This window comes from Paracoccus sp. ME4 (assembly GCF_046736325.1).
Taxonomy (GTDB): Bacteria; Pseudomonadota; Alphaproteobacteria; order Rhodobacterales; family Rhodobacteraceae; genus Paracoccus.
On the sequence record NZ_CP151276.1, the window covers coordinates 1,497,990 to 1,513,560 of the forward strand.

At 69.6% G+C, this 15,571-nt stretch carries 19 protein-coding genes; 9 read left to right on the forward strand and 10 right to left on the reverse strand.

Going from position 1 to position 15,571, the window contains the following annotated elements:
- Window position 1 precedes the first annotated feature (1 nt).
- The 3 genes from AACG61_RS07690 to AACG61_RS07700 all read right to left on the reverse strand — a co-directional run bounded on the left by AACG61_RS07690 (window position 2) and on the right by AACG61_RS07700 (window position 3,185).
- The gene (locus AACG61_RS07690) at window positions 2-1,066 is read right to left on the reverse strand and encodes a hypothetical protein (protein ID WP_411839414.1); all 1,065 of its coding nucleotides are present in this window, start codon (window positions 1,064-1,066) and stop codon (window positions 2-4) included.
- Between the two features lie 77 nt (window positions 1,067-1,143).
- Entirely contained in the window at window positions 1,144-2,052 is a 909-nt protein-coding gene (gene rpoH / locus AACG61_RS07695; protein ID WP_411839415.1) for an RNA polymerase sigma factor RpoH, read from the reverse strand.
- 110 nt (window positions 2,053-2,162) lie between these two features.
- A complete protein-coding gene (locus AACG61_RS07700; RefSeq protein ID WP_411839416.1) occupies window positions 2,163-3,185 on the reverse strand; it encodes an RluA family pseudouridine synthase in 1,023 nt (340 codons plus the stop codon).
- On the opposite strand from AACG61_RS07700, the gene AACG61_RS07705 reads away from it, so the two are divergent.
- A complete protein-coding gene (locus AACG61_RS07705) occupies window positions 3,184-3,495 on the forward strand; it encodes a DUF6476 family protein (RefSeq protein WP_411839417.1) in 312 nt (103 codons plus the stop codon). The two genes, AACG61_RS07700 and AACG61_RS07705, sit on opposite strands and share 2 nt — an antisense overlap.
- 12 nt (window positions 3,496-3,507) lie before the next feature.
- Here AACG61_RS07705 and AACG61_RS07710 read toward each other — a convergent pair whose 3' ends face one another.
- Complete coding sequence (locus tag AACG61_RS07710) at window positions 3,508-3,774, reverse strand: accessory factor UbiK family protein (RefSeq protein WP_411839418.1); 267 nt, start codon at window positions 3,772-3,774, stop codon at window positions 3,508-3,510.
- A gap of 116 nt (window positions 3,775-3,890) precedes the next feature.
- Between AACG61_RS07710 and lgt the strand changes: the two genes are divergently transcribed.
- From lgt to pgeF, 3 genes are read left to right on the forward strand one after another with little or no spacing between them, the layout of a single operon-like run.
- On the forward strand, window positions 3,891-4,766 hold the full coding sequence (gene lgt, locus AACG61_RS07715) for a prolipoprotein diacylglyceryl transferase (RefSeq protein WP_411839419.1): 876 nt from the start codon (window positions 3,891-3,893) through the stop codon (window positions 4,764-4,766).
- On the forward strand, window positions 4,763-5,821 hold the full coding sequence (locus tag AACG61_RS07720) for a class I SAM-dependent methyltransferase (RefSeq protein ID WP_411839420.1): 1,059 nt from the start codon (window positions 4,763-4,765) through the stop codon (window positions 5,819-5,821). The genes lgt and AACG61_RS07720 overlap by 4 nt, the downstream gene beginning before the upstream one ends.
- Window positions 5,805-6,569, forward strand: a complete 765-nt coding sequence (gene pgeF / locus AACG61_RS07725; RefSeq protein ID WP_411839421.1) for a peptidoglycan editing factor PgeF — start codon at window positions 5,805-5,807, stop codon at window positions 6,567-6,569. The genes AACG61_RS07720 and pgeF overlap by 17 nt, the downstream gene beginning before the upstream one ends.
- Here the strand turns inward: pgeF and AACG61_RS07730 are convergent.
- Both AACG61_RS07730 and AACG61_RS07735 read right to left on the reverse strand, forming a co-directional pair.
- Window positions 6,536-7,579, reverse strand: coding sequence for a hypothetical protein (locus AACG61_RS07730; protein WP_411839422.1), 1,044 nt, complete (start codon window positions 7,577-7,579; stop codon window positions 6,536-6,538). The genes pgeF and AACG61_RS07730 overlap by 34 nt on opposite strands.
- Window positions 7,580-7,582: 3 nt before the next feature.
- The gene (locus tag AACG61_RS07735; RefSeq protein WP_411839423.1) at window positions 7,583-8,083 is read right to left on the reverse strand and encodes an Lrp/AsnC family transcriptional regulator; all 501 of its coding nucleotides are present in this window, start codon (window positions 8,081-8,083) and stop codon (window positions 7,583-7,585) included.
- A 155-nt stretch (window positions 8,084-8,238) separates the two neighbouring features.
- Between AACG61_RS07735 and trxB the strand changes: the two genes are divergently transcribed.
- A complete protein-coding gene (trxB, locus tag AACG61_RS07740; RefSeq protein ID WP_411839424.1) occupies window positions 8,239-9,222 on the forward strand; it encodes a thioredoxin-disulfide reductase in 984 nt (327 codons plus the stop codon).
- On the opposite strand, the gene AACG61_RS07745 is transcribed toward trxB, so the two are convergent.
- Window positions 9,215-9,523 (reverse strand): hypothetical protein, encoded by a 309-nt coding sequence (locus AACG61_RS07745; RefSeq protein WP_411839425.1) that lies wholly within the window; start codon window positions 9,521-9,523, stop codon window positions 9,215-9,217. The two genes, trxB and AACG61_RS07745, sit on opposite strands and share 8 nt — an antisense overlap.
- A gap of 197 nt (window positions 9,524-9,720) precedes the next feature.
- On the opposite strand from AACG61_RS07745, the gene AACG61_RS07750 reads away from it, so the two are divergent.
- The 3 genes from AACG61_RS07750 to AACG61_RS07760 all read left to right on the forward strand — a co-directional run bounded on the left by AACG61_RS07750 (window position 9,721) and on the right by AACG61_RS07760 (window position 13,776).
- Window positions 9,721-11,430: a bifunctional sulfate adenylyltransferase/adenylylsulfate kinase gene (locus tag AACG61_RS07750; RefSeq protein ID WP_411839426.1), complete on the forward strand. Its 1,710-nt coding sequence runs from the start codon at window positions 9,721-9,723 to the stop codon at window positions 11,428-11,430.
- A 115-nt stretch (window positions 11,431-11,545) separates the two neighbouring features.
- On the forward strand, window positions 11,546-12,967 hold the full coding sequence (locus AACG61_RS07755; protein ID WP_411839427.1) for an MFS transporter: 1,422 nt from the start codon (window positions 11,546-11,548) through the stop codon (window positions 12,965-12,967).
- The gene (locus tag AACG61_RS07760; protein ID WP_411839428.1) at window positions 12,964-13,776 is read left to right on the forward strand and encodes a TolB family protein; all 813 of its coding nucleotides are present in this window, start codon (window positions 12,964-12,966) and stop codon (window positions 13,774-13,776) included. Before AACG61_RS07755 ends, AACG61_RS07760 begins: the two co-directional genes overlap by 4 nt.
- 4 nt (window positions 13,777-13,780) lie before the next feature.
- On the opposite strand, the gene AACG61_RS07765 is transcribed toward AACG61_RS07760, so the two are convergent.
- From AACG61_RS07765 to AACG61_RS07775, 3 genes are all read right to left on the reverse strand, one after another.
- Window positions 13,781-14,005, reverse strand: coding sequence for a DUF1150 family protein (locus tag AACG61_RS07765; protein WP_411836572.1), 225 nt, complete (start codon window positions 14,003-14,005; stop codon window positions 13,781-13,783).
- Window positions 14,002-14,427: an Hsp20 family protein gene (locus tag AACG61_RS07770; RefSeq protein ID WP_411836573.1), complete on the reverse strand. Its 426-nt coding sequence runs from the start codon at window positions 14,425-14,427 to the stop codon at window positions 14,002-14,004. Before AACG61_RS07770 ends, AACG61_RS07765 begins: the two co-directional genes overlap by 4 nt.
- Before the next feature lie 116 nt (window positions 14,428-14,543).
- Complete coding sequence (locus tag AACG61_RS07775) at window positions 14,544-15,146, reverse strand: hypothetical protein (protein WP_411836574.1); 603 nt, start codon at window positions 15,144-15,146, stop codon at window positions 14,544-14,546.
- A 151-nt stretch (window positions 15,147-15,297) separates the two neighbouring features.
- Between AACG61_RS07775 and AACG61_RS07780 the strand changes: the two genes are divergently transcribed.
- On the forward strand, window positions 15,298-15,516 hold the full coding sequence (locus AACG61_RS07780) for a YdcH family protein (RefSeq protein ID WP_411836575.1): 219 nt from the start codon (window positions 15,298-15,300) through the stop codon (window positions 15,514-15,516).
- The last annotated feature ends 55 nt before the right edge of the window (window positions 15,517-15,571 follow it).

Consider the following 15,571-nt stretch of genomic DNA (forward strand, 5'->3'; position numbering starts at 1 on the left):
CTCAGCCCGCGCAGATCTGCTGCAGGGCCAGCCACTGTTCGTCGGTCAGCAGCTGCTGGGGCGCGGTGCCCTGTCGGATCGGATCGGCCTCGATCAGCGGCATGACGGCGGCGCCGGTCGGGTCGATGCTGCGCGCGAAGGGTTCGGTCGACAGGCCGCGTTCGGCAAAGACCGGGGGCAGGGCGGCAAGGTCCGGCCGGGGCAGGGCGCGCGACAGAAGGACCTCTCCATAGCCCTCCATCGCGCGCTGCGGCAGACTGCCGATGGTCATCAGCCGCAGCGCGGACAGCAGCCCGGCATGGCGCAGCGCGTCCAGCGTCACGGTCTTGTCGTCCACCGCCAGTCCCGCGGCGATCAGATGCCCCGCCGGTGCCTCCGGGCCGGGGCTGGCCATCAACAGGTCGTTGCCCAGCACATAGAGGTCCCCCGGCAGGCGCAGCGCCCCGTTCAGCGGCCCCGGCAGCACCTGGACCAGCGCATCGGCCCCGATCAGGCGCGGCGAGATCCAGTTCAGCACCTGCTGCCCCGAATTGCGACGGCACACCGCCCCCGCGCTGCGCTCCAGATCGGCCATCACGGCCAGCCCGACGCCGCGCGCCTGCGCGGGCGGCGCGATGCGGGCGGCATGGCGGATCAGCGCATCGGGCATCCACAGGATCGCCAGCAGGATCATGCCCACCACGCCCAAGGCCGCCGCGACCCGGCGCAGGCGGCCAGGCGTCGCGCGGTGGCTGGCGATGGCGCGCTGGACCCGCTCGATCCCCTCGATCATCAGCGGGTCCTCGATCTCGACCGTCTCGTCAGGGGCGCCGGCATTGGGGGTGTAGATCGCCGGAATGCGGCCCGGATTGGTCTGCGCGACCGCCGGAAGCGACCAATGCGACAGGGGGCGGTCGGTGCGGGGGTCCATCAGGGTCAGCGTCGCCTCGCCCACCGACACGATCACCTCGCGCGGTTCGGTCCCGGGCGACTCGCGCCACAGGCCCTGCGCCTCGAGGCGCTGGAACTCCGTCAGGGCAGTCAGGGGCGCCGCTCCGGAGGGGGCGGCAGAGGGGGGCGGGCGCATGGCAAGGGGTCGTCCTGCAGGGTCACCCGACCATAACGCCCCGCACGGCCCCTATGCAATGCGCCGCGCGGCGTGGCCTATTCGACCGTCTCGGCGATGCGCATGCCCTTCTCGCGGGCCAGAACGCGCATGCGGTCCTGAAGCTTCTCGAAGGCGCGGACCTCGATCTGCCGGATTCGTTCGCGCGACACGCTGTAGCGGGCCGACAGGTCCTCCAGCGTCATCGGATCGTCGCGCAGGCGACGCTCCATCAGGATGTCCTTCTCGCGGTCGTTCAGGACGTCCATCGCATCGACCAGCATCCGACGCCGCGTGTGCAGCTCCTCGGATTCGGCATAGGCCTCGGCCTGGTTGGCGTCGGTATCCTCCAGCCAGTCCTGCCACTGTGCGGCGGATTCGCCATCGCCCGACCCGACCTGCGCGTTCAGCGACGCGTCGCCGCCCGACAGGCGGCGGTTCATGTCGATGACTTCCTTCTCGGTCACGTTCAGCTCGGTCGCGATCTGGGCGACGTTCTCGGGGCGAAGGTCGCCCTCCTCCAGCGCGCCGATCTTGGACTTGGCCTTTCGCAGGTTGAAGAACAGCTTCTTCTGTGCGCTGGTGGTGCCCATCTTGACCAGGGACCAGGACCGCAGGATGTATTCCTGGATCGAGGCGCGGATCCACCACATCGCGTAGGTCGCCAGACGGAAGCCGCGTTCGGGATCGAATCGCTTGACCGCCTGCATCAGGCCGACATTGGCCTCGCTGATGACCTCGGCCTGGGGCAGGCCGTAGCCGCGATAGCCCATGGCAATCTTGGCGGCCAGGCGCAGGTGGCTGGTGACCAGACGGTGCGCGGCCTCGCTGTCCTCATGGTCGGCCCAGGCCTTGGCCAGCATGTATTCCTCTTCGGGTTCCAGCAGGGGGAACTTCCGGATCTCCTGCAGATAGCGGTTCAGGCCCTGTTCGGGACTGGGGGCGGGAAGATTTCCATAGGTCGCCATGATACTAGCCTTTCGCAGAGACCCGGTAACGCAGCGTCGATCGGCCAGGTTCCTGGACAGGATGACGCATCCGAGGGAACACCGTCATCTGTGCATCCCGGACCCCTGCGTCAAGAGGGCGTGCGAAGCCGGTCCAGCAGGTCCTGCATGTCGGCGGGAAGCGCGCTGTCGAAGGACAGGGCCTGCCCGGTCACCGGATGGACGAAGCCCAGATGCGCCGCATGCAGAGCCTGCCGCGAAAAGGCCTGCAGCGCGGACGCGGTCGCAGTGCCAAGCGCCTTGGCCGAGGCCCGCCGCGCGCCGCCATAGGTCGGATCGCCGACCAGACCCAGCCCGCAATGGGCCATGTGGACGCGGATCTGATGCGTGCGCCCGGTCTCCAGCCGGCATTCGACCAGCATGGCCGAAGGCGGGGTGCCGAACCGTTCGATCAGTCGGGCGCGCGTCACGGCGTGGCGTCCCTGGGCGACGACCGCCTGCCGCTGCCGGTCGGTCGGGTGGCGGCCGAGATTCGTGGCGATGCGCAGGACCTGACCGTCCTCGAAGCTGACGCCGGGGGTGCCGCGCAGGCGCGGATCGGCCGCGTCGATCACCCCATGCGCCAGCGCCAGATAGCGGCGGGTGGCGCTGTGCGCCTCGAACTGCGCGGCGAGGCCGTGATGCGCGCGGTCCGATTTCGCCACCACCAGCAGGCCCGAGGTGTCCTTGTCGATGCGGTGCACGATGCCGGGCCTGCGTTCTCCGCCGATGCCCGACAGCGAATCGCCGCAATGGGCCAGAAGCGCGTTGACCAGCGTGCCCGACGGGCTGCCCGGCGCGGGATGGACGACCATTCCGGCGGGCTTGTCGATCACGATCAGGTCATCGTCCTCATGCACGATCTCCAGCGGGATCGCCTCGGGGCGGGTCTCGACGGGTTCGGGGGCGGCCAGGGTGATGCGGTATTCCTGCCCCTCGGAGACGCGGGCCTTCACGTCGGTGGCCGGGCCGTCCGGCCCCGCGACGGCACCGTCCGCGATCAGCCGCGCCAGGCGCGACCGCGACAGGGCGGCTTCGTCTGGCACCGCCAGGGCAAGCGCCTTATCAAGACGGTCAGGCGGGTTCGCCGGGATGGTGACGGAGAGGATCGACATGGCGCAGGATGATACCGACTGGAAGGTGGCGGCGAAAGCCGTCCCGGAACTGCGCTTTCTCAAGACGCTGGTCACGGGGCTGACGCTGGTGATGGGCTTGGGGATGATCGCCGTCGTGGCGCTGCTGTGGCTGCGGCTGGACCGGCCGGTGCTGCCCGACCTGCCCGAGGCGATCACGCTGCCCGACGGGGCGAGCGCCGCCGCGGTGACCTTCGCCCGCGACCGCATCGTCGTGCTGACGGATGACGACGCGGTGCTGGTCTACGACGCGGCGGGCGCGCTGATCGGGCAGACGGCGCTGCGCCCCTGAGCGTCGCCGCGCTTACGCGTCGGCCGCGGGGGCGGGCGTCGCCGGCGTCTCCAGCGCGTCCAGACGGGCCTTCAGCTCGGCATTCTCGGTGCGGGCCTTAATTGCCATCTCGCGCACGGCCTCGAACTCCTCGCGGGTCACGAAGTCGCGATCGGCCAGCCAGCGGTCGATCCAGCTTTTCATCGCCGTCTCGGCCTCGGTCCGGGCGCCCTGGGCCACGCCCATGGCGTTGGTCATCAGCTTGGACATGTCGTCGAAGAAGCGGTTCTGGGTGGTCATGGCTCGGGTCTCCTGCGGGTCGTTGCACCCTATATGGTCCGGTTGGCGCCGGGGTTCAATGTTGACACCGCGGGCTTGGCGACTAGCGTGCGCGCGCACAGCACAGCCGAGGTTCCATGATCCCCTTTCCCGACATCTCGCCCGAGATCTTCACCCTGACCCTGGGCGGGTTCTCGCTCTCGCTGCGCTGGTATGCGCTGGCCTATCTGGCGGGTCTGATCCTGGGCTGGCGGCTGATCGTGGCGATGATGCACCGCCCGGCGATCTGGGGCGGCACGCCGCCCACCGCGCCCGATAGGGTGGACGATCTGCTGACCTGGGTCATCCTGGGGGTGATCGTCGGCGGCCGCTTGGGCTTCGTGCTGTTCTATGAACCGGCCTATTACATGGCTAACCCGCTGGAGATCGTGAAGGTCTGGCAGGGCGGGATGAGCTTTCACGGCGGTTTCGCCGGGGTGATCGTCGCAACCTGGGCCTGGGCGCGGTCGCAGGGCGTGCCGCTGCTGCGGCTGGCGGACGCGATGGCGGTCGTGGCGCCCATCGGCATCTTCTTCGGGCGCATCGCCAACTTCATCAATGCCGAACTGTGGGGGCGGCCGACCGACCTGCCCTGGGGCGTCGTCTTCCCCGGCGAGGCCGCCCAGAGCTGTCCCGGCATCGTCGGCCCCTGCGCGCGCCATCCCAGCCAGCTCTATGAGGCGGGGTTGGAGGGGCTGCTTCTGGGCCTGATCCTGTTCGCGGTGGTGCGTGCGGGCGGGCTGCGCCGTCCGGGCCTGGCCTTCGGCATCTTCCTGGCGGGCTACGGTCTTGCGCGGATGGTCGTTGAACTGTTCCGCGTGGCCGACGCTCAGTTCATCACCCCGGACAATCCGCTCGGCCATGTCGTCGGCGGGCCGGTCCTGGGCCTGACCATGGGGCAGCTGCTGTCGCTGCCCATGGTGCTGATCGGGCTGGCACTGATCGCCGCCGCGCGGCGCAGGCCGCGCCTGTGACCCCGCTGGCCGGGTTGATCGCGGCACGCATCCGGGCGACCGGGCCGATCAGCCTGGCCGAATACATGCGCATCTGCCTGATGGACGGCCGCCACGGCTATTACGCGACACGCGATCCCTTCGGGAGGGCGGGCGACTTCACTACCGCCCCCGAGATCCACCAGATGTTCGGAGAGCTGTGCGGCTTGGCCTTGGCGCAGGCCTGGATCGACCAGGGCCGTCCGGAGGCGATCGCCCTGGTGGAACCAGGCCCCGGCCGCGGCACGCTGATGGCCGACATGCTGCGCGTCATGGCCCGCGTGCCGGGTCTGACCGACGCAGCCGAGGTCGCGCTGATCGAGGCGTCACCGCATCTGCGTCAGGTGCAGCGCGAGAGATTGGGCGATGTCAGGCATCTCGACACCATCGAGGATATAGCAGACAAGCCATTGTTTCTGATCGGGAACGAATTCATAGACGCCCTGCCGATCCGACAGTTCCAGATGACCCCAGAAGGATGGCGAGAGCGGATGGTCGGACTGTCGGAGACCGGCCTGCGCATCGGGTTGGGACCCGTCGTGCCACTGGACCGCCCCGGCCGCCCCGGCGACATCGTCGAGGACTGCCCCGAGGGCGCGGCCTTCGCCGAGGCCGTGGCGCGCCGCATCGCGGCCCATGGGGGCGCGGCGATCCTGATCGATTACGGCGGCTGGAACGGCTATGGCGACACGTTCCAAGCGTTGCGCGACCATGCGCCCGAAGACCCGCTGGCCCATCCCGGAGAGGCGGACCTGACCGCGCATGTCGATTTCGCGGCGCTGGCGGCGGCGGCGGTCCGGGGCGGCGCTGCGGTCTCGGCTCCGGTCCGTCAGGGCGACTGGCTGGAGGCACTCGGCATCTCGGCCCGGGTCGAGGCGCTGGCCCGCGCGGGCGATGCGGGGGCCGTGGCCGCCCATCGGCGCTTGACCCATCCGCAGGAAATGGGTCACCTGTTCAAGGCAATCGCGATCTGGCCCCGTTCCGCGCCGCCGGTGCCGGGGTTCGCACCTCTGGAGGCCCATGCAGACGACGCTTGAAATCCTGACCCATCCGCTGCTTTCCGACGTGAAGCACGGCTTCTTCACCCGCAAGGGCGGCGCGTCCTCGGGGCTGTTCGCGGGGCTGAACTGCGGCCGCCGCTCCAGCGACCAGAGCGAGATGGTGCTGGTCAACCGCGCCCGCGTCGCGGGTGCGATGGGCGTGTCGGCGGGCCTGCTGGCGACCGTCAAGCAGGTCCATTCCGCCGATGTCGTGACCCTGGCCGAAGGCGACGATGTCGAGACGGTCAAGGAGATCCGCGCCGACGGTCTGGTTACGCGCCGCCGCGACGTGGCCGTCGCCGTGCTGACCGCGGATTGTCAGCCGGTGCTGCTGGCCGACCCCGCGGCGGGCGTCGTCGGCGCCTGCCATGCCGGCTGGCGCGGGGCGCTTTCCGGGGTGGTCGAAGCGACCGTGGACGCCATGCGCGATCTGGGCGCCACGCGCATCCGCGCGGTGATCGGCCCGACCATCAGCCAGCGCGCCTATGAGGTCAGCCCCGAGTTCATGGAGGAGTTCCTGACCGAGGACGAAGAGAACCAGCGCTTCTTCTCCGGCGGGCCGAACGGGCGGCCCATGTTCGATCTGCCCGGCTTTGGCCTGTCGCGTCTGCGCGCCGCGGGGGTCGAGGCCGAATGGTCGCGCCACTGCACCTATTCCGACCCGGACCGCTTCTTCAGCTATCGCCGTGCCACGCATGAGGGTCAGCCCGATTACGGACGCCTGATCAGCGCCATCGCCCTGTAGGGCGCGCGCAGCGGCGGCGGTCGGCGGCGCGCCGGCGCGGGGGCCAGCGCGCGGCGCAGCGCCATCTGCACCGCCGCGCCGATCAGCGCCGCGATCTGTCCCATGACCAGCCCGATCAGCGCCGCCGCCGCCATCGCCGCGTCCGCCACGCGGCGCATCAGGCGCAGGCTGTCGGATTTGCCCAGCACCGTCAGTGTGCGGCCCGTCCGGGGGCCTGCCGCTTCGGAGAGGCGCGCAAGGCGGCCCAGCTCCGCCTGATCATCCGCCAGCCGCAGCACCGGCAGCACCTGTCCGACCGAGGCGTGCCGCCCGATGGTCGCGACATCCGCGGCAATGCCCGACAGGGCACGGGCCGGGGCGGGGCTGCGCGCGGCCGCGCTCAGGGCGCGCGTCATGCCCGGTGACAACGCATCGGCGCGACGCGCGACGCGCAGCGTGGTGGCCGCGCCCTTGAGCGGCAGGCTGCCGCCGGCGGTCACCAGCGTGCCGGCCGTGGCGGCAAGGCCGAGCGTGGCGAGGGCCGCCTCGATCCCGTCCGGATCGCCGCCCGTGGCCCAGGTGCCGCCCTGCCGGATCAGGGCGGCCGCGTCGCCCGCGGGCGACAGCTCGAAGGGCAGGGTGCAGGCCGCCACCAGAGCCAGGCTGGGGCAGGCCGTCACGTCGCGCATGCAGGCGCCGCAATCGGACAGGGTCTGCATCATGCCCACGTCCAGCGCGGCATCCGCACGGGCGCGCAGGTCGGCGGGCAGGGGCGTTCCCTGATCGCGGGCCAGATCTGACAGCATCTGCACCATCGGGCGGTCGCCTGCGTCCAGCGCCGCGCGCAGCCGCGGGATCAGCCAGTCCGGTGTCGCCCGCGCCGCGACCGCGCGGTCCAGCGCCAAGCGCGCCTCGGACAGGCCGCGATCGACCAGCGGGGCGGCGAAGGGGTTCTGAGCCAGCATCCAGCCCGTCAGCGCGACGCTGGCCAGCGACCAGATCAGCAGCGTCAGCCGGGCCAGCCTGCGCAAGGATCAGCCCGCTTCGCGGACGCGTTCCTCGACGATCTCGAAGGGGACGGCGGGCAGGTCCTTGGCGCCCCGGATCACCAGCGAGGTCTTGACCGAGGCGACGTTGGGCGCGGCGGTCAGGCTGTTGGTCAGGAAACGCTGGAAGGTGGAGAGGTCCGGCGAGATGCATTTCAGGATGAAGTCGATCTCACCGTTCAGCATGTGGCATTCGCGGACCAGCGGCCATTCCTGGACCAGCGCCTCGAAGGCCGACAGGTCGCGTTCGGATTGCGACGCGAGGCGCACCATGGCAAAGACCTGCACCTCGAATCCCAGCTCGCGCGCGTCGATGTCGGCGTGATAGCCGCGGATGTAGCCCAGCTCCTCCAGCGTGCGCACGCGCCGCAGGCAGGGCGGCGCCGAGATGCCGACACGCCGGGCCAGCTCGACATTGGTCATGCGCCCATCGGCCTGAAGTTCGGCGAGGATCTTGCGGTCGATGTCGTCCAGTTTGGCGCCGGCCATGATTGTCTTTCTGTTTCGGGTCTTGGAGTTGCCGGAAACTACAATGCCGCCCCGTCCGGCGCAACAATCTTGTCGAGGTCGATCCGGGGCGGGGATGCGTTGCAGTCCGGCGCGCGAGGGACTACCTCATGCACAAACCGCGAAAGGGGCGCAAGATGACCGAACGCAGCCATGTGAAACTTTTGATCGTGGGATCGGGTCCCGCCGGCTATACCGCCGCCGTCTACGCCGCCCGCGCCATGCTGGAACCGATGCTGATCCAGGGGATGCAACCCGGCGGACAGCTGACCATCACCACCGAAGTGGAGAACTGGCCCGGCGAGACCGAGATTCAGGGCCCCGAGCTGATGATCAAGATGGAGGCCCATGCCCGCGCCATGGGTGCCGAGATCGTGATCGACATGGTGACCTCCCTCGACCTTGGCCAGCGTCCCTTCGTCGCGACCTGCGACAGCGGGCGCGTGGTCACGGCCGATGCGGTGATCCTGGCCACGGGCGCGCAGGCGCGCTGGCTGGGCCTGCCGTCGGAGGAGAAGTTCAAGGGCTTCGGCGTCAGCGCCTGCGCGACCTGCGACGGGTTCTTCTATCGCAATCGCGAGGTGGTGGTGATCGGCGGCGGCAACACCGCGGTCGAGGAGGCGCTGTTCCTGACGCGCTTTGCCAGCAAGGTGACCCTGGTCCATCGCCGCGACAGCCTGCGCGCCGAGAAGATCCTGCAGAACCGCCTGTTCGCCCATCCCAAGGTCGAGGTCGTCTGGAACGCCGAGCTGGCCGAGATCACCGGCACCGAGGCGCCCGCCGGCGTCACCGGGGCGGTGCTGCGCGACCTGCGCGACGGCACGACCCGGACCATCGCCGCCGACGGCGTCTTCGTGGCGATCGGGCATGCCCCGGCCAGCGACCTGGTCAAGGACCAGCTGGAGCTGCACAATGGCGGCTACGTCAAGGTCGAGCCGGGCAGCACCCGCACCTCGATCCCGGGCGTCTTCGCGGCGGGCGACCTGACCGATCACGTCTATCGGCAGGCGGTGACCAGCGCGGGCATGGGCTGCATGGCGGCGCTGGACGCGGAACACTATCTGGCGGCTCTGGGCGAGGCGAACCCCGCCCCCGAGGGCCTGGTCGCGGCGGTCAGCTGACCGTGCCGCGACGCTCGCGCTCGGCCGTGGCCCGGTCCAGCGCGGCGGTCAGCAGTTCGGCCTTGCTGCGGGTGCCCTCGTTTCCGCCCGCGGCGGTCGAGCCCTTGGGCGCCACCTTGCCGCGCATCTCGCGGCCCTGACGGGCGGAGATGTCGCGCGCGCGGTTGCGGCGCAGGCGCAGCAGCCCGATCAGCGTGGTCAGCTGCCGGTCGTCCAGCGTGGTCAGGATGTCGGGCTGGCTCTGGGCGTCCAGCTCGCGTTCCTCCCGGTCAAGGGCGCGCAGGGGATCTGTGGCGGTCATGGCGGTCTCTCTTCTCGCTTGAGGGCATCAACCTATGACGCGGGCGCGGTTCCTGCGCAACACTGCGCCCATTCGCGCCTCTACCGTTTTCCCAGACTTGAATATCGCTTTTCACGCCGGTATGGGTGCGACCGAGTCACGCGGCCGCCTTCGGATGCGCGTGTTGATCTGACCTGTGCAAACCACGAGCGCCGAACATGACCCTGCCGAACCATAGCCCGATTCCCGAACTCTACGTCTCCGAGGCGGCGGCCGCGTCGCTGAAGGACGATGCCGGCACCATGCCCAGCTGGGACCTGACGCCGCGCCAGATCTGCGATCTGGAGCTGCTGATGAACGGCGGCTTCAACCCGCTGAAGGGCTTCCTGACCCAGGCCGACTATGACGGCGTGGTCGAGGAGATGCGCCTGTCCTCGGGCGCGCTGTGGCCGATGCCGATCACCCTGGACGTGTCCGAGGCCTTTGCCGGCGGGCTGGAGCCGGGCACCGACATCGCGCTGCGCGATCAGGAAGGCGTGATCCTGGCGGTCATGTCGGTCACCGACAAATGGGTCCCGAACAAGTCGCGCGAGGCCGAGAAGGTCTTCGGCGCCGACGATCTGGCCCACCCGGCCGTCAACTATCTGCACAACGTCGCGGGCCCGGTCTATCTGGGCGGCCCGGTCAAGGGTCTGCAGGCGCCGACGCATTACGATTTCCGCGCCCGCCGCAACACGCCCAACGAACTGCGCGCCTTTTTCAAGAAGCTGGGCTGGAGCCGGATCGTGGCCTTCCAGACCCGCAACCCGCTGCACCGCGCGCATCAGGAGCTGACCTTCCGCGCCGCGCGCGAGGCACAGGCCAACCTGCTGATCCATCCCGTCGTCGGCATGACGAAGCCCGGCGACGTGGACCACTTCACCCGCGTGCGCTGCTATGAGGCGGTGCTGGACAAGTATCCGGCGGCCACGACCAACCTGTCGCTGCTGAACCTGGCCATGCGCATGGCGGGCCCGCGCGAGGCGGTCTGGCACGGGCTGATCCGCGCCAACCATGGCGTCACGCATTTCATCGTCGGCCGCGACCATGCCGGACCGGGCAAGAACAGCCAGGGCCAGGACTTCTATGGTCCCTATGACGCGCAGGAGCTGTTCAAGCAGCACCAGTCCGAGATCGGCGTCGAGATGGTGGACTTCAAGCACATGGTCTATGTGCAGGAGAAGGCCCAGTATTTCCCCGCCAACGAGGTCCCCGAGGGCTGCACCGTCCTGGACATCAGCGGCACCGAGCTGCGCCGCCGCCTGCGCGAGGGGCTGGACATCCCGGAATGGTTCAGCTTCCCCGAGGTGGTCCAGCAGCTGCGCCGCACCTCGCCCCCGCGCGCCAAGCAGGGCTTCACGGTGTTCTTCACCGGCCTGTCGGGTTCGGGCAAGTCGACCGTCGCCAATGCGCTGATGGTCAAGCTGATGGAGATGGGCGGGCGTCCCGTGTCGCTCTTGGACGGTGACGTGGTGCGCAAGCACCTGTCGTCGGAGCTGGGCTTCTCCAAGGAGCACCGCGACATCAACATCAAGCGCATCGGCTATGTCGCCTCCGAGATCACCAAGAACGGCGGCATCGCGATCTGCGCGCCCATCGCGCCCTATACCGCGACCCGCCGTGCGGTCCGCGAGATGGTCGAGGCCGGCGGCGCCTTCGTCGAGGTCCATGTCGCCACCCCCCTGGAGGAGTGCGAGCGCCGGGACCGCAAGGGCCTCTACAAGCTGGCCCGCGAAGGCAAGATCAAGGAGTTCACCGGGATTTCGGACCCCTATGAGGAGCCCGCGAAGCCCGAGCTGCGCGTCGACACCACCGACATCGACGTGGACAGCGCCGCCCATCAGGTGCTGCTGAAGCTGGAGAGCATGGGCCTGATCGGCCTGTCCTGATCCGCGACCCGATCCCTTGGACGGCCCCGGTGCGACACCGGGGCCGTTCGCCGTTGCGGAACCCGCAGGCCTGCGCCACGGTTCGACCGGCGCGGCCAGATCACCGGAGGCTTTGATGACGGAACCGAAAGACCCCGGCCGGGTCGGCAACCCCTGGGCGGCGACGGTGCTGCTGCTGATGGGCAACTTCATGAACCTGGTCGATGTCAGCATCGTCAACGTGGCTCTGCCCTCGATCAAGGCCGACCTGAACGCGACAGAGACGCAGATCGAGTGGATCTCGGCCGCCTATGTGCTGGCCTTCGCGGTGGCGCTGCTGCCCTGCGGGCGGTTCGGCGACAAGCTGGGCCGCAAGCGGCTGTTCCTGTCGGGGGTGGCGTTGTTCACGCTGGCGTCGGTGCTGTGCGGTCTGGCTCCGGGCATCGGCGTCCTGATCGGGGCGCGGGCGCTGCAGGGCATCGGCGGGGCCATGATGGTGCCGCAGGTCATGGCGATCATGCATGTGATCTTTCCGCCGGACCAGAAGGCCCGCGCCTTCGCGCTGGCGGGCGTCGTCGTCAGCCTCGGCGCAGTGACAGGGCCGCTTCTGGGCGGGCTGCTGATCACCGCCGACCTCTATGGGCTGGACTGGCGGCCGATTTTCCTCGTGAACCTGCCTGTGGGGCTTCTGGTCGTGTTGGGCGGGATGAAGCTGATTCCGAGGCTGGATTCGGCGCGCGGCATGGCGATCGACTGGCCGGGGGTGGCGCTTTTCGCGCTGGCCGTGACGCTGGTCGTGCTGCCGATGATCGAGGGGCCGCTGCTGGGCTGGCCGTGGTGGTCGCTGGCGCTGCTGGCCTTGGCGGTGCCGGTGGCGGCGCTGTTCCTGCGCCGGCAGCACGCGCTGGAACACGCGGGCCGCGAGCAGCTCCTGCCGGTCGCGCTGCTGCGCGATGGCGGCTTCCTGTCGGGCGTGACCGTGGTGATGCTGCATTTCTCGGCCATTCCGGGGATGTTCCTGGTGCTGGCCATCTATTTTCAGACCGGCTTCGGCCTCAGCCCGCTGGAATCGGGACTGGCCACGGCACCCTTCCCCTTGGGGGTGATGGTCGGCAGCTGGGTCACCGGGCGGTTCGGCACGCGCATCCTCACGGCGCGCATCGCGCTTGGTGCGGCGGTGCTTCTGGCCGGGATGGCGTGGTTGCGCCACGTCGCGGGCGATCCGCCGATGCCCTTCGGAGTGACGACGCTGGCGGGACCGCTGGCGCTCAACGGGCTTGGCATGGGGCTGGCGATCTCTCCGCTTTTCCAGCTGGTCCTCCGGGATGTGCCGGGGCGCATCGCGGGGGCGGCGACGGGCGGGATGCAGGCTTTCCAGCAGGTCGGCGCGGCCATCGGCATCGCCATCGTCTCCAGCCTGTTCTTCGTCGCGCTGCGCGGCGGCGCGGATCATCCCGCGGCCTTGGCCCATGCGCTGAGCTATCAGCTGGTCGTGTTCTCGGCCATCCTCACGGTCCTGGCGCTGCGCCACTGGCGTCGCCGCCAGGTCGCGGCATGAGCTGGCGGTCGTCGCTGGAGGTCTGGGACATCGCGACCGGGCAGGCGCGTGTCGTGCTGCGCAGCCCGCGTCTGATCGAAGCGCCGAACTGGCACTCCGATGGCTGGTTTCTGGTGAATGGCGATGGCGGGCTGTTCCGGGCCGATGCGGGCGGGCTGACACCCATCGCCACGGGCCTGCCCGAGCGCTGCAACAACGATCACGGCTTCCTGCCCGACGGGCGGATCGTCTTTTCCGCCCATGACGGCAGCGGCGCGGGCATGCATGTGCTGGGACCGGACGGGACCGTGACCCTGCCTGCGCCGCGACCCAGCTGGTGGCACGGCGCCATGGGCGAGCGGTTGACCTATGCCTGCGCGCGCGGCGGCGACCGGGTCGTGCGGATCGCCACCTGCGATCTGTGGGGCGGCGACGAGCGCATCCTGACGCCGGGCATCGCCCATCACGACGGCCCGGACTTCAGCCCCTGCGGTCGATGGATCTGGTTCAACAGCGACGCGACGGGACATGCCCAGATCTGGCGCATGCGCGCCGACGGCAGCGAGGCCGCCCCGGTCTTTCGCGACCAAGCCGTGAACTGGTTCCCGCACCCGTCGCCCTGCGGCCGGCATGTCGTGTATCTCGCCTATGCGCCGGGCACGACCGAACATCCGCGCGACCGCGATGTGTCGCTGTGGATCATGCGACCCGACGGAACGGGGCGGCGCAAGCTGTGCGATCTGTTCGGGGGGCAGGGGACGCTGAACGTCCCCTGCTGGTCGCCGGACGGGCGGGCCTTCGCCTTCATGCGCTATGCGCCCGCGGCGTGACGGCTCAGTGGACGCTGACCGGGGTCAGTTCGTTCTGCCGCGCCAGCGTGAAGGCCAGCCTGCGGTCCTGGACCAAGGCCAGGCGCTCTCCGTCCGTGTCGTGCACGGCATAGAGGGTGCGCACGCCGGGCAGCTTCTCGCGCAGGTCGCGCGGAAGGGTGTCGGTGTCCACGGGACGGATGTAGACGGTCTGATCCGCACCGGTGCCGAAGTCGAATTTGCTGTTCATCGCTGATCCCCTGTCTTGCGGCTGATCGGAATGGTCTTGACGACCTGCTGCGGGCTGATGCGGCGCAGATCCACATGCAGAAGCCCGTTCTCCATCGCGGCGGCGGTCACCTCGACCCCGTCGGCCAGCACGAAGCTGCGCTGAAAGGCGCGGGCGGCGATGCCGCGGTGAAGATAGACGCGCGTGTCGTCGGCCTCGGGCTGGCGGCCGCGGATGACAAGCTGCCTGTCCTCGGTGGTGATCGACAGGTCGTCCTCTGCGAAGCCGGCGACGGCCAGCGTGATGCGGAACGCGTCGGGCGGCAGGTGTTCGATGTTGTAGGGGGGATAGCCCTCGGCGCCCTTGGCGGCCCGTTCGACCAGACGCTCCAGCTGGTCGAAGCCCAGAAGATAGGGGTGCGCCCCCAAGGAAATCTTTGTCATGTCAGCCCTTTGCGGTTCAGCGACTGCGGGCCCGGGGTCCCGTTGCGGCAACCCTTGTCCCGTCGCTGAATATGGAAAGCCCGCAGGGGCATTGCAAGATGCGGGACCGCCCCCGCTCAGGGCAGAAGGCCGCAGTTCCGCATCGCCTGCTGGATCGCCGAACGCGATCCGGTCAGCGGCAGCGAGGTCGTGGCGCTGCCGTCCGACAGCGTGACCTGTCGCCCGCCCATCAGCGCGGCCAGCAGAGACGAGCCCGGATCCGCCTGCGCATAGACGACATCGTCCTGCGCCACGAAGCTCATGCGCAGGCGCTGGCCGTCGACCAGGATCGTCACGCTTCCGTCCGCCCGCATGCCCGACAGGCCGATCAGCGCCGGCCCGCCCGCCCGGCACAGGTAATCCAGCCCGCGGCCCTGATAGCGGATGCCCGCGCTGAACGCGCTGCCGTCGGCCAGCGCGCCCACGGTCCAGCCCGACGGCCCGTCGGTTTCCGGATCCTCCATGGCGGGCGGCGCCGGCGCGGCGACGTCACCGCGCAGCGTCGGGTCGTCCGCGGGGGCGGGTGCCGCAGTCGTGCACATCCGGGCGATGCAGGCATCGTATCGCGGGCTGCCTGCCGGCCCGCTGTCGAACATGCACCGGTTCACGCACAGCTGCATCGGATCCTGCGCCGCGGCGGGACCGGCCAGTGCCAGCATCAGGATCAGCGCGCCTCTCATCGGCCGTCTCCACAGGGCATCATCGGGATCACGATGGCGTGACGTCGCTGATTTTGCAATAGGTTCGGCATGTTGCACGCATGGTGTTAACAGAACGCCTGCGACGCGCTATAAGTCGGGACCACGGCATCCCAGACCCCGAGTCCGTCCGATGAACATGCAGCATTCGATGACCCACGACCAGATCGCCCGCACCCGCCTCGAGGCGCTGCGCTGCGAGCATCGCGACCTGGACGAGGCGATCGCGGCCCTGCAGGGGCAGCAGCTGACTTCGTCGCTGGCGCTGCAGCGCCTGAAGAAGCAGAAGCTGTCGCTGAAGGACCGCATCGCCCGCCTGGAGGATGAGCTGACCCCCGACATCATCGCCTGATTGCGACCCGCGCCCGCCCGCGCTAGGACGGGCCTGACGGCAGAACGGGGACAAA